The organism is Paenibacillus sp. H1-7, from assembly GCF_022354825.1.
Taxonomy (GTDB): Bacteria; Bacillota; Bacilli; order Paenibacillales; family NBRC-103111; genus Paenibacillus_S.
Genome location: NZ_CP031168.1, coordinates 4,131,518 through 4,145,268 on the forward strand (window position 1 = coordinate 4,131,518; position 13,751 = coordinate 4,145,268).

A 13,751-nucleotide genomic window follows, 5' to 3' on the forward strand; every position below is an offset into this window, starting at 1 on the left:
TAAACACTTAACCAGTATAGCATACCTTATCGTTATTGTAATAAGTCTTTATTTTGGTTTGTAAAGCAATTAAAAGGAGAGGGTTCAAGGGTTCCGTGAAACGGGGCGGGAGTTGCGATATAATAATGAAATCAAGGTCCAAAGTCGAAGGGGAGAACGCTATTGTTCATACGCAGAGAAAGCTTGAAGCAGTACATCCGGCTGTATCCGGTTACGTCACTCATCATTGTAATTCATTTGGCAGCTATGGCGGCGATGACCTGGTATGGCTCGTCCAAAGATACGGAGACGCTGCTGCGTTTCGGAGCCATGTTCGGTGTACCGGGAGTGCAGCCGGAGCTGTGGCGCTACGTTACGTCTATTTTTTTGCATATCGGGTTCGAGCACTTGTTGTTTAACAGCTTTGCCTTATATGTATTTGCCGCGCCGCTTGAACGAATGTTAGGCAGCTTGAAATACGCCCTGTTTTACGTTGCCTGCGGCATCGTCGGCAATATTGCCGGCGCCTGGTTTCATACGGACCCTTATGTTGGGGCGGGGGCATCCGGTGCGATTTACGGGGTGTATGCAGCCTACTTGTATTTATCCGTATTTCGCAAGGACCTGATCGACTTTCAGACGAAACAGACGGTCAGAACGATTGTCATCATCGGTTTCGTCTACTCGATTTTGATTCCCAATGTGGACCTTTACGCCCATGCCGGCGGATTTGTCGGAGGCTTGCTTCTCACCGGCTTGTTCACCCTATTTGTTAAGCGCAGAAACGGAGGCCGTGCAGTCCCGAACGGGGAAGGGGAGAATTAGGATGCATCCTGTGCCGATAGGGAAATAGTATCTTCAGTACTTGTCTTACGGGATAAAAATCCGTACTTGAGCAGCCTTGTGTAATAGAAATAGACAAGCAAATAGGCAAGCAAGTAGGATCCGCTGGTGAATAAGATATTCCATCCGTTGCCGTAAGTGACTTTCCCAATGACCACTCCGAAATATTCCAGACAGGTGGTAAATGCCATTGTGATCAAGCTAATGAGCAACCAGTGAAGGGAACTATTCCGAATCCAATAAATCATGTAGCTGCCTAATATGGGATATAGCCCCAAGTCCAGCGGCAGAGCGGATATAGTCTCATCATCGGGAATATGCGGCGTGAAATCCCAAAATTTTAAATGGAAGCCGACATCATTAATGAACATCGAGATAACAACGCTGATGGGATAGATCAGAAGTAGGATTTTGCGATCCTTCTTATACAAATAGATACCGAACAGCCATGGAATAATGAAGCCCAATGTAATATTAAACAGCATGCTGCCGACCCGCCCTGTTCCCAATGTATTTCCCCTGTCCAATAGGCTGTCTGTGTTGAGCTGACATTATGCAAAAAAGCCGAGGTCCTTTTGGACTTCGGCTGTTTACATTTGTGGTAAAAACTAGTTAAGACTATGGAGGAACAGCGTGGCGTTCAAGTATCTTCTTGCTATGGAGTGAAAGTAAGCCGTTTGGACGGAAACCATGGAAATAAACAGCATGTTCCGAACCGACTCTTTTTGCTGCGGATTCAGATGGTCCATGCCGCTCACGAATTGCTCCGCCTTTTGCCGGATGGTCAGCTCCGTCAGAGAGTCATGATTTCGTTTGCCTGCGCTATGTCCCTGCACGTCCAGAAGCTGGTCGTTGTTGACGTCAAGCTCTTCAAACTGCCGCGAATAAGCTGCGTACAAATCTACGGGATTCATCAAATCGTCCCGGTCGTCATCAGGCTGCCGGAAGATGATTTCGAACAATCTTCGGATCGATTCGAAATCGAGGCAGTTTTTTAAGTCGTCAATGATGAACAGCATCGCGACCTGATCGATGGAATACTTTTTGCCGCATTTGGGCGAGCCCAAAAAATCCTTCAAATCCCGTTTTACCCAATTTTGCATAGAGGTAAGGGACATATTGGTATATTCGATTTGATTCCCCAAGGAGACAATATCTTGAAGAGAGAAGCCTTCGACGCGGTCGTTCTTGATCATCTTCTCCAATACAGGGGTAAGCTGCGTGGAGAGAAATGCGGTGAACGACGTTCCGTGCATCATATCGGCGAGATGGTTCTTTTTCCAAGCTTCCTGCAGTACATGGAGCGGCGTTACACTGCCGGTTCCATTTAACGAGAGGAGAATAATTGCCATTTCTTTACGAGTTAGGGTAAAAGTCTCCATACAAGCTCCTCTTTTCTACAATCAATATTTCAAGTTCATTTGAACTCATAATAAAAGGTTAGCAATCGTTTGTCAAAGGAAGAAAATGAACGATTGAACGATTGTTTAAATCCCAATTTGAGCGAAAATGAACCGGGATGGTCTAATATGAGCCAGAATGGACGTTTGTTAATTCCGAATAATGAAATATAATAAGTTCATATGAACTCGTAAATTGGAGTTTATAAAACTAATCATTATTAAAGGAAGGTTGATATGGGTTTAAATCTGTTTCTTGTAGCCGTACTTATCTTACTGACCGCATTTTTCGTAGCAACGGAATTCGCCATCATCAGACTGCGCAGCAGCCGGGTAGACCAGCTTGTATTGGAAGGCAGAAAAAATGCGTTGGCTGTGCGAAGGGTTCAGAGCAATCTCGACGGATATTTGTCCGCTTGTCAGCTGGGGATCACCATTACGGCCCTCGGACTCGGTTGGTTAGGTGAGCCTACTATTGAAGCGATGCTGCATCCGGTATTCCATGCATTGGCTCTGAGCGATGAAGCAAGCACACTGATTTCGTTTATTCTGGCTTTTGTCGTCATGACTTACCTGCACGTCGTTCTGGGTGAATTGGCACCTAAGACGCTGGCGATTCAAAAAGCGGAACAGATCAGCTTACTTACGGCAAAACCCATCATGTTCTTTTACAAAATCATGTATCCTTTCATTTGGCTGTTAAACGGTTCGGCGAATGTGCTTATCCGTATGTTCGGATTGAAGCCGGCGAAGGAGCATGAAGAAGCGCACTCGGAGGAAGAAATCCAGATTATCGTCGAGGAGAGCTACCAGAGCGGTAAAATCAATCAAACCGAGTTCGGCTATGTGAACCGGATCTTCGCTTTCGACGATATGCTGGCGAAGGAAATCATGGTTCCGCGGACCGACATGGTATGTTTATATACGGACAATACGCTCGAAGAGAACTTGAGCATCATCCGCCGCGAGCAGTATACCCGATTCCCGATTGCAAAAGGAAGCAAGGATAACATCGTTGGCGTTATCAACACCAAACAGTTTTTCCTGAATTACGAGCCGGGCTGCGAATCGTTTGATTTCCGCACATTGGTTCAACCGGTACTGACGATTCCGGAATACATGCCTGTCAATACATTGTTGACTCGAATGCAAAAAGAGCGTGTCCATATCGCGCTGCTTGTAGACGAATATGGCGGAACTTCCGGCTTGATCACTATGGAGGATATTTTGGAGGAAATCGTCGGTGAAATCCGTGACGAGTTCGATGCGGACGAAGCCAAGGAAATCGAGAAAATCGATGACGAGCAATATATCCTGGACGGGAAAGTACTGTTAACCGAAGTGAATGACCTGCTTGGAGTTCAATTGGATAATGACGATGTGGATACGATTGGCGGATGGCTGTACTTAGCTAATCCTGAGCTGGAAGTAGGTACCAAGTGGTTCTATGAGGAATTGGAATTCACCGTTCTGAAAAAGGATAGTCATCGGGTTCGCCGAATCCAGGTTAAAAAGCTAGCAACGGTAGCCGATGCCGATGCGGTGGTTGCCATTGAATAAGAGAAGCCTTCCCTGCAGTTGACGGGGGAGGCTTTTTCAGAAGCCAGTGCTTATACATAAGTTGTAGCCATGCTTCCATCTGTGGTACTATTTATGGGAATTGAATAGCAATGAATCGACACTAGGGGTGCTGATGAAGCTGAGAGAGGCGAGTGCCTTAACCCTTATACCTGATCTAGGTAATGCTAGCGAAGGGAAGTGGATTGTGCCGTATGATGATGGTAAACCGCTTCTTTTATGGAGGCGGTTTTTTTGCGTGTAATGAATGGTGAGGAGGATGAAAAGCTGTGACAACTATTGAATCGCTGCTGGAACAGGTGGAACGGCGTCAAGAGGAGCTGGTGGGCCTCGCAGAGCGATTAATCCGTTATCCGACCCCGGCGCCCCCGGCAAGAAATACCGCTGAGGCTCAACAATATATTGCCGGTTTTCTGGAGAACCTGGGCTTTGCGATAGATCAATGGGATGTGTATCCGGGCGATCCCAACGTGGTTGGTGTAAAAAAGGGAACTAGCTCAGGCGATTATAAGAGCCTGATTATTAACGGTCACATCGATGTGGCCGAGGTGAATGCGGACGAAGCGTGGGAGAAGGATCCGTTCGAGCCTATCGTAAAAGACGGAAGGCTGATAGGCCGCGGCGCATCCGATATGAAGGGCGGACTGGCGGGCGCGTTATTCGCCGTTCAACTGCTTGCTGAAGCCGGGATTCAGCTTCCTGGCGATCTCCTATTCCAATCGGTCATTGGAGAGGAAGTCGGCGAAGCGGGGACGCTCCAGTGCTGCAAAAGAGGCTTTACCGCCGATTTTGCTGTTGTGGTAGATACGAGCGATTTACATATTCAGGGCCAAGGCGGGGTTATTACAGGCTGGGTTACGGTAAAAAGCCGGCAGACTCATCACGACGCCACCCGACGAAGCATGATTCATGCTGGCGGTGGATTGTACGGAGCCAGTGCGATTGAGAAGATGGTCAAGCTGATTCAAGGGCTGCAGGATTTGGAGCGGCATTGGGCGGTCACCAAGAGCTATCCAGGGTACTTGCCGGGAACGAATACCATCAATCCGGCCGTTATCGAAGGCGGGCGCCATGCCGCTTTCATTGCGGATGAGTGCCGTTTATGGATCACGGTGCATTTTTATCCGGATGAAACCTATGAAGGGGTGGCCCAGGAAATCGAAGAGCATCTCTTAAGAGTCGCTCAGGCCGATCCATGGCTAAGGGAGAATCCTCCGCAATTCCGCTGGGGAGGAACCTCGATGATCGAAGACCGCGGCGAGGTGTTTCCGTCGCTTCAAGTGGATCCGGGCCATCCGGCTGTACAATTGTTAAGTCAAGCCCACGAGAGGGTGCATTCTCAGCCTGCCGTAATCGATGTATCTCCTACTGTCACGGACGGCGGATGGTTCGGTGATGCCGGAATACCGGCAGCCATTTACGGTCCGGGAAATTTGCACAATGCCCATTCAGTTAATGAGTCGGTTCCCATTCGGCAGCTGGTTCACTTTACGAAGGTGCTGCTTCGTTTTATTTATGAATGGGGTCATACGCCTAAATAATGAGTAGAGGAGATGCAGTAATGAAATTTTCCGAGCAGCTGATTCAAAAGCTTGAACCGATCTGGAGAAAGAACCATTCACATCCGTTTGTAAGAGGAATGGGTGACGGGACCTTGGAGCTGGACAAGTTCCGCTTTTATATGATTCAGGATTACTTGTATTTGATCGAGTATGCGAAGCTGTTTGCCATCGGCGCCGTAAAAGCCACCGATCTTGAAACGATGGGCAAGTTCGCTGCGCTGCTGAATTCGACAATGAATGAGGAGATGTCTTTACACAGGTCCTATGCCGCCAGATTCGGTATTTCGGAGAAGGAGCTCGAGGAGGCGGAGCCATCTCCGGTTACTCTAGCGTATACACACTATATGCTGCATGCGGGACAGAACGGATCGATAGCTGAGCTCGTCGCCGCACTGCTGCCATGCATGTGGAGCTACTGGGAAATCGGCAAAGAGCTGTCGGACGTCCCGGGAGCGCTCGATCATCCGTACTACGGCGAATGGATTCGGATGTACAGCTCGGACGATTTTGGCTCGCTCGCGATTTGGTGCATCGGTTTGCTGGACGACTTGACCGCAGGGAAGCCGGATAACGAGCTTGCGAAGCTTGAGGAAATATTCGTCCATACGACCCGGTTCGAATATTTATTCTGGGATATGGCGTACCGTAAAGAAACGTGGCCGTCTTGATTTAGCTTGAGCGAGCGAGTTTATGGTCGGATGGATGATTATTGTTAAATACTTGTGCGTTATCGTGATGTATTCGGGGTAATGGAAATTAGAACGAAGCAGTCCATTCCATTGCATAAGGAGCGTGACGCATATGACTAGAAGCATCCAGGCTTATTTTCATACGGAGAACGAAACGGAGGACGTGAGAATCAAGCTGCAAAAGTACAATATTGACCAGCTCGAAATCGGTGCCTTGCCGGAGCCACTCCATAAGAAGGTTCCATTGCTAATTCCTCTCGCTTCGGCTTCCGGAGAAGAAACCGGTACCGCTGGAGGAAGCTATGCGGGAGGGAGCTTGCCTTCCAGTGGCTCGGCGGCAGGAGCATTTGTCGGATTCCGGTCCATTGACCAACTGGAACATGACAGCAATCACGATGGAGTCGATGACAGGGAGCTGCTATACTCACTTAGCTTGAAGGTAAGCGAGCTTGATTATAACGAAGCTGTAAAAGTAATCCGTTCGAACGGCGGTCATGTCGCCATCTAGACGATGTATCATTCAAGACCCGTTACAGGGTCTTTTTTTTTGTTTTACGAATCCTAATTTCCATTAACTGTAAAAAATTCAGTGATGTTATACGATTATTTTTATATACTGGATTAGGGAAGGGGGGGAAAACAATGTGGACTCGCAAAGAACTAAAGGATCGAGCTAAACAGGTACTCAGAACTTCGTATTGGAAGGCGTTTCTTGTTGGATTGCTGTTAACCTTCGTTAGCGGAGGGCTGCCCAATTGTTCGTATCAAGGAGGGGGATCCTCGTCGGGATCTCACAACGAAACCGGCGGAATCTCCGGGTCTTTCGGCGGATTGGGAGAATTGTTCAACGGAGAAATGAACGTCATCATTTGGTCTGTCCTGATCGTATTCTTCATTATTATGGGACTGGTAATCGTTGCCACTATTGCTTTTGGAATCTTTTTAGGCTTTCCGTTACTGGTTGGTGCGCGGCAATATTACAAGCAAGCGGCACAAGATGACGTCAATATGAATTATCTCGGCTACGCCTTTGTCAGAGGCCGTTATATGGCTATCGTCAAAGGGATGCTCTGGATGACATTGCTCAATTTTTTATGGTTTTTGCTGCTCATCATTCCCGGATTCGTTAAGAGGTATGCTTACAGCATGGTTCCGTACATTCTGGCGGATCATCCGGGCATCGGAACGAAGAGGGCGGTCGAATTGAGCAACCAAATGACTCGAGGTCACAAGTGGAACATGTTCGTGCTCGATTTATCGTTTATCGGCTGGTATTTGCTCGGGATTCTCGCTTTGATTGTCGGCGTATTGTTCGTCATGCCGTATGTGTATTCGACTCATGCCGAGCTGTATTTGGCGATTCGCAGGCAAGCTCTGGAGGAAGGCATCAGCAGCAGAGCGGAGCTCAATTTACCTGATCCAGTGTAAGAAACCGGCCGTTCAGCGGCCGGTTTTTGCTTGCTCAATGAGGGAGGTTCGGGACGGCTTAGCTTCCGATTGACTATATTTGGTATAATACGTTAAAGGAAGCGGCGGAAAAGGAGTTTTGTTACGATGGGCGAATCAAGTGCAAGCCTTTTTCACCCGTTGATTGCCGAATGGTTCGAGCAGCGATTCGGCAGTCCGACGGATGTACAAATACGCGCGTGGCAAGCGATACAATCAGAAGAGCACACCTTAATAGCAGCTCCTACGGGCTCGGGAAAAACGTTGGCGGCTATGCTGCCCTGTCTGAGCCGGATTTTGGAGGATAAGGATACGCCCACACCGACAAATGGAGTCAAGCTGCTGTACATTACGCCTCTCAAGGCGCTCAACAATGACATTCACCATCACGTGATCGGGTATATAGATGAACTGAAGCAAACCGCCGAGAAGCGTGGAACCGTTTGGAACGGGCTGACTGCAGCTGTCCGTACGGGCGATACGACGCAAAGCGCTCGTGCCGCGATGCTTCGCAATCCGCCGGATGTGCTGGTCACGACGCCGGAATCGCTCTATCTGCTTCTGACCTCTCCCAAAGGCAGAATGATGCTGCGGTCGGTTCGGTATTGTATTGTGGACGAAATTCACGATTTGGCCGCAGACAGCAGAGGGCTGCACCTTTCGGTCACGCTCGAGCGGTTAAGCGAATGGATAGGGGAAACGCCTCAGCGAATCGGTGTCTCCGCGACACAGAAGCCTATCGAGCGTATCGCGAGATTTCTTGGAGGCTGGGATAGCAACGACTCTGGCTATTCGCCGCGCGAAGTGGAGATCATCGAAAGCCGAATGGACAAGCGGTTTCGCGTAGTTGTCACGCATCCTGAGAAGTCGCTGATAACAAAAGACAAGCAGGAGGCCGTGTGGGGGCCGTTGACGGAGCATTTGTGCAAATGGATCGGGGAGAGCCAGTCCGCGCTTATTTTCGTAAACAATCGCAGGCTGTGCGAGCGATTGACGCTTTGGCTGAACGATCACGTAGGGTATGAGATGGCCCGCTCACATCATGGCAGCATTTCACGTGAGCAACGGCTTGAGGTTGAGGCTTCTTTAAAAAGAGGCGAGCTTCGCTGTCTAGTAGCGACTTCTTCCTTGGAGCTTGGCATCGATGTAGGGCATATCGATCTGGTGCTGCAGATCGACTCGCCGAAAAGCGCCGCTGCCGGCATACAGCGAATCGGCCGTGCCGGCCATTCCGTAGGAGACGAGAGCAGGGGCGTCATCGTCGCCAGATCCCGCGGACAGCTCCCGGAATGTGCGGTGCTGGCACGTCAAATCGTGGAGCGGAATATCGAAGAGATTCGCGTTCCCCGGTTTGCTCTCGATGTGCTATGCCAGCAAATCGTCGCGATGGTGGCGGCGGACGACAGGCCAGTTGAACCGTTGTACCGCCTGTTAAACCGAAGCTACGGCTATCATGGATTTGCGCTGGAACGGCTGGAAGCCGTACTTCAGGTGCTGTCGGGCTATTATCCCTTCGTCCGGCCTCTGCTCGATTGGGACCGGGAGACAGGGATGCTGACGAAGCGGAGCTCGACCGCGATGTCCGCGATTATGGGCGCAGGCACGATCCCGCAGGGGAGCGCTTATCCTGTTCATCATGCCGACAGCCGCATCCACCTAGGCGAGCTGGATGAGGAGTATATCCACGAGAGCCGCGTCGGGGACGTGTTCCAGCTTGGGACGAGCTCATGGAGAATTCAGTCCATCCGCAACGACAGAGTTTATGTTGTGGAAGAGGCGGGCAATACGTTCAGCGAGATCCCTTTTTGGCGGGGAGAAGGACAAGGGAGATCGTACGAATTCTCGTCGGACATCGGCCGTTTTCTAGCCTATATCGAGGAACGGCTGGATCAGGAGAAGAAAGCTTCCACGATCGAATGGCTGACCTGCGAGCATTTCATGGATGCGTCTGCGGCAGATGATTTGGTCAATCTGGTACACTCCCAGAAGGCGGTTTCCGAGCTGCCCACCCACCGCCGGATTGTCATTGAGCAGTTTCAGGATGACTTCAAGCAGCATCATTTGATAATTCACAGCTGGTTCGGACGGGCGTTTAACCGCACCTGGCAGATGGCGATTCAGCTTCATGCCGAGCGCAGCATGCCTTATCGCATCTATGCCAATGCCAAGGACAACGGCATTGAATTTATTGTGGCGGACGGCGGCAGCGGAGAAGCGCTGCGCTTGCTGCCGCTCATTCGCGAGGTGACGGCGGATCGGCTGGAGCCTCTGCTCCGTCAGGCCGTCCCGTCATCGCCGCAATTCGGCATCGCCTTCCGGAGGCTCGCGGAAACCTCGCTGCTGCTGTCCCGCAGCTTCGGCCGAATGCCGGCATGGCAGAAGCGTTTGCGCAGCGAAGAGCTGCTGCGCGAATCGCTGCCCTACGCCGAGCAGTTTCCATTCATTGGGGAAGCGATACGCCAATGTCTGTATGAGGAACTGGATGTGCAAGGCGTACGTGAAATGCTGCACAACATAGAGAACGGCGAAATGGAAGTGGTGACCCGTCAGGGTGCTTATCCGTCACCGTTCGCGGCGTTGTTTCTCGCCGACTTTATCAATGCGCAAATGTACGAATCGGATACAGTGGAGAAAGATCTCCAGGCGAGGCTGCAAGGACTCGACCGTGCCATGGCCGGGAGCTGGTTCGCTCCCGAGTCCGCTAATGAAGGTGCTCCAGTTACGGAGAGGGAGCAGGAGAAACGGCTTGAAACAGCGGAGGAAGCACCATCATCGCTGCCGGAGCATAGGATCGAAGAGCCTGATCAGCTGCTAAGGCTGCTGAAAAGACTTGGGGAGCATAGCGACGAAGAGCTTGCCGGCGTAGTACCCGATTCCGAAAGGAGCGAGCTTATATCCATACTACAGCAGCGCAAACAAATCGCACGAATCCCGTTGGGCAGCCCTCAGCTTCATTACTGGATATGTGCGGACGAAACGTCTACCTATTCCCGGCTTGGATCAGAGCTGTTGGCGGATCGTTTCGTGCTTACCCGTTTCGTTGAACGTCAAACGAGCTTCACCGTAGAACAGCTGCTACAACGATACGGCGATCAGGTCAACCGGCATGTGGAAGAGCTCGTGCCAGCCTGGGAAGCGGAAGGACGAATAGAACGATTGGCGGACGCTGCAGCCGGTGATCGTGTCGTATGGATGAACTTGCGCAAAGCCGTCCGGAGGACGCGGCAAGAAGCTGAAACGCTCAGGCAGGCCAATCAGGCTGTGGACGGCGTTCGTTATTGCTCCCGGACGATGGATTTGCAATATACATCGCCTCAGGAGAGACGCAGCGGGGAAGAAGGGCTTCGACAGGTCATCGAAAAGCTGCAAGGGTTGTTCTTTCCATTGTCACAATGGGAGGGTTCCCTCTTTCCGCTGCGGATGCACGACTATAAAAAAGATTTGCTGGACCGGCTGTGCGCTGCCGGAGAGGTCATCTGGATTGGCCGCAAGCTGCCGGGGGAGAAGGAAGGCAGCGTTGCCTTTTTTCTGGCGGAAAGCAAGGAGCTTTACGGACCTATACTCGAACAAGCGGAAGCCGATGTGATGCAAGAGGTACCACTGCTGGAGCTGCTTCAACGGAAGGGGGCAAGCTTCCTGTCCGCGCTCAGCCGGGAAACGGGCGAAGTACCTTCCGAGCTGACAGCCCGTTTGCTGGAGCTATCCTGGCGAGGGCTCGTGTCGAATGACCAATTTGCGCCGCTGCGTCTGAATGGCGGAGCGAAGACAGCCAAAACCGCCGTCAGTGGCAAAGGCTTTCAGTCGGGTCTTGGGCGCTGGTATGCTCTGCGATCCCTTGGTGAAGATTACGACCGGCAGGCGTCTTTGGCTGCATGGATCAAGCATTTGGTCGGAGTATACGGGCTCCTGACCAAAGAGATTGTCGCGCAGCACCTGCCATGGTCATGGGACGACGTATACGCGTCATTGAAGCAGCTGGAAATGTGGGGCTTACTGACTCGAGGCTTGTGGGTCGAAGGAATCAAGACGCTGCAATTTTCAACAAAGGATCAGGTGGAGCAGCTTCGCATGCCGGAATGGAATGGTGATCTGCACACGGTGGTGCTTCCTTCTACGGACCCTTCCAATCCGTTCGGACTAACCGTCGGCTGGCCGGATGCGGATGGAATTTCATTCTCGCGCAAGAAAGGAAACGATCTCGTCCTGCGAGGTGGGCGCTGGGTGTTGTGGGTGGAGAACAACGGCAAAAGAATGTACACGATGGATCTAGGGGTCTCCGTTGCTGGAAGGGCGAATGAGGACAAGGCGCTCCCATTAAGCCCCGATGAAATGGAGCAGCTTCTCAGAGCCGTAGCCATCGAGTACTTGCGTATTCCCGGCATACGTAAAATCGTCATCGACAAATGGAGTGGACAGCCTGTGCTTAAGACAGAGGCGGCCAATCTATTGTTGAAGCTGGGGGCCGAAACCGACCGTGATTCTCTGGTCATTTGGCCAAGCGCGTTAAGATAAACCGTAAGGCAAGTTTGTGAGAGAAGGGGTAGCCGTATGATTATTAGAAAGCTGGGAGAACATGAGCAGCCCCCTATGGACCTGCTGCTGCTTGCCGATCCCAACCGGTCGCTGGTGGAGCAATATGTGCAAAGAGGGTCGTGTTTTATTGCTGACAAGGATGGTTCGGCCATTGGCGTCTATGTTCTGATACCTACAAGACCGGCAACCGTTGAGCTTGTGAACGTTGCCGTACTGGAGGCATTGCACGGACAGGGGATCGGGAAGCTGCTTGTGCTGCATGCCGTTCAATCAGCCAGAGAAATGGGCTTTCAGACCATTGAAGTAGGTACGGGGAGCACCGGAGTGGCTCAGCTCGCTCTGTATCAGAAATGCGGCTTTCGTATGACGGGGATCGACCGGGATTTCTTCATCCGGCATTACGATGAACCGATCTATGAGAACGGAATGCAGCTGAAGGATATGGTTCGGCTCTCCCAAGATTTATAAAATAAACTAAGCACTGTTGGAGACAGGTGACTTCGCAAGCGATGCGAGAGCTGCCTGTCTTTTTGCGTTGCATATCTTGCTGCTGAATCATTATCTGAATGGAAGCTCGTTACCCTCCCTCCTAGTTGGCTTAAACTACTAGCAAAACGGGTAATTCCATAGAAGCGGCAATAAAAATGAAGGCAAAAAGGAATCAGTTTTACAGGATAAGGAAACATTAGTAACTGGACTAAAAGGAGGTTGGATCCAGGATGCCATTGACGCCTGAACAGCGTATAACCCTTCACGGCTTTAACAACCTGACCAAATCGTTAAGCTTCAATATGTATGATATTTGCTATACGAAGACGAGAGAGGAACGGAAAGCCTACATAGCTTATATCGATGAACAGTATAACGCGGCGAGATTGACCCATATTTTGAAAAACGTGGCGGACATTATCGGAGCACACGTCCTAAATATAGCGAAGCAGGATTACGAGCCCCAAGGGGCGAGCGTGACGATGCTCGTTTCGGAGGGACCCATTGAGGAGCCGACCAAGGAGGATTTTGATGAATCGCCCGGACCGCTGCCGGACACCGTAGTGATGCATTTGGACAAAAGCCATATTACCGTCCATACGTATCCCGAATACCATCCGGACGAAGGCATCAGCACCTTCCGCGCCGATATCGATGTTTCTACTTGCGGCGAGATTTCGCCGCTGAAGGCTTTGAACTACTTGATCCGCTCCTTCGATACGGACATTATGACCATGGATTACCGCGTTCGCGGCTTCACCCGGGACACAACCGGGCATAAGCTGTTTATCGACCATGAGATCAACTCGATTCAAAACTACATTCCAACCGAAATAAAAGCTTTGTACGACATGATCGATGTCAATGTGTATCAGGAAAATATTTTCCATACCAAATGCAAGCTCAGAGAATTTGACCTGAACAATTACTTGTTCGGCTATACGAAGGACAAGCTGAGCATTGAGGAACAAAAGGATATTACCGAGAGCTTGAAGTGGGAAATGGACGAAATCTTTTACGGAAAAAACATCTCTTACGCTTGAAGATAGGGGATGCCGCAAATATTAGCGCGAGGAGCCTGCTTATTCGGGCTTCTTTTTTATTTCCAAATGACAGAAGGGTAACTAGTTAGTTTCGGACAAAAAGAAATTAGTTTTGCGTATTCCAACATAATTGAAAGCGCTTTATAATGTTGTACGAGTCCGGCCGTTTTCCGGAAAATACACAATTAT

Annotated in this window: 11 protein-coding genes and 1 riboswitch; of the genes, 9 read left to right on the plus strand and 2 right to left on the minus strand. The window is 50.5% G+C overall.

The features are described from left to right. Positions 1-162 precede the first annotated feature (162 nt). Complete coding sequence (locus DVH26_RS18335) at positions 163-804, plus strand: rhomboid family intramembrane serine protease (protein ID WP_239635201.1); 642 nt, start codon at positions 163-165, stop codon at positions 802-804. Here DVH26_RS18335 and DVH26_RS18340 read toward each other — a convergent pair. Together DVH26_RS18340 and DVH26_RS18345 are read right to left on the minus strand one after the other, a co-directional pair. Next, positions 801-1,331 (minus strand): CBO0543 family protein, encoded by a 531-nt coding sequence (locus tag DVH26_RS18340; protein WP_239635202.1) that lies wholly within the window; start codon positions 1,329-1,331, stop codon positions 801-803. The two genes, DVH26_RS18335 and DVH26_RS18340, sit on opposite strands and share 4 nt — an antisense overlap. 99 nt (positions 1,332-1,430) lie before the next feature. Continuing rightward, the gene (locus DVH26_RS18345) at positions 1,431-2,204 is read right to left on the minus strand and encodes a DUF1836 domain-containing protein (RefSeq protein WP_239635203.1); all 774 of its coding nucleotides are present in this window, start codon (positions 2,202-2,204) and stop codon (positions 1,431-1,433) included. 255 nt (positions 2,205-2,459) lie between these two features. On the opposite strand from DVH26_RS18345, the gene DVH26_RS18350 reads away from it, so the two are divergent. From DVH26_RS18350 to speD, 8 genes are all read left to right on the plus strand, one after another. Continuing rightward, entirely contained in the window at positions 2,460-3,782 is a 1,323-nt protein-coding gene (locus DVH26_RS18350) for a hemolysin family protein (protein ID WP_239635204.1), read from the plus strand. A gap of 113 nt (positions 3,783-3,895) precedes the next feature. Next, a riboswitch (TPP riboswitch) is annotated at positions 3,896-3,996 on the plus strand. 73 nt (positions 3,997-4,069) lie between these two features. Beyond that, positions 4,070-5,341 carry an acetylornithine deacetylase gene (locus tag DVH26_RS18355; protein ID WP_239635205.1) on the plus strand — a complete coding sequence of 424 codons (1,272 nt, stop codon included), beginning with the start codon at positions 4,070-4,072 and terminating at the stop codon, positions 5,339-5,341. 20 nt (positions 5,342-5,361) lie between these two features. Continuing rightward, positions 5,362-6,030: a thiaminase II gene (gene tenA, locus DVH26_RS18360; RefSeq protein ID WP_239635206.1), complete on the plus strand. Its 669-nt coding sequence runs from the start codon at positions 5,362-5,364 to the stop codon at positions 6,028-6,030. Between the two features lie 133 nt (positions 6,031-6,163). Then, a complete protein-coding gene (locus tag DVH26_RS18365) occupies positions 6,164-6,559 on the plus strand; it encodes a hypothetical protein (protein ID WP_239635207.1) in 396 nt (131 codons plus the stop codon). A 134-nt stretch (positions 6,560-6,693) separates the two neighbouring features. Next, entirely contained in the window at positions 6,694-7,479 is a 786-nt protein-coding gene (locus DVH26_RS18370) for a DUF975 family protein (RefSeq protein WP_239635208.1), read from the plus strand. Between the two features lie 126 nt (positions 7,480-7,605). Continuing rightward, a complete protein-coding gene (locus tag DVH26_RS18375; RefSeq protein WP_239635209.1) occupies positions 7,606-12,009 on the plus strand; it encodes a DEAD/DEAH box helicase in 4,404 nt (1,467 codons plus the stop codon). Between the two features lie 36 nt (positions 12,010-12,045). Beyond that, the gene (locus DVH26_RS18380) at positions 12,046-12,498 is read left to right on the plus strand and encodes a GNAT family N-acetyltransferase (RefSeq protein WP_239635210.1); all 453 of its coding nucleotides are present in this window, start codon (positions 12,046-12,048) and stop codon (positions 12,496-12,498) included. A 251-nt stretch (positions 12,499-12,749) separates the two neighbouring features. After that, positions 12,750-13,562 (plus strand): adenosylmethionine decarboxylase, encoded by an 813-nt coding sequence (gene speD / locus DVH26_RS18385; RefSeq protein WP_239635211.1) that lies wholly within the window; start codon positions 12,750-12,752, stop codon positions 13,560-13,562. Positions 13,563-13,751: the final 189 nt, after the last annotated feature.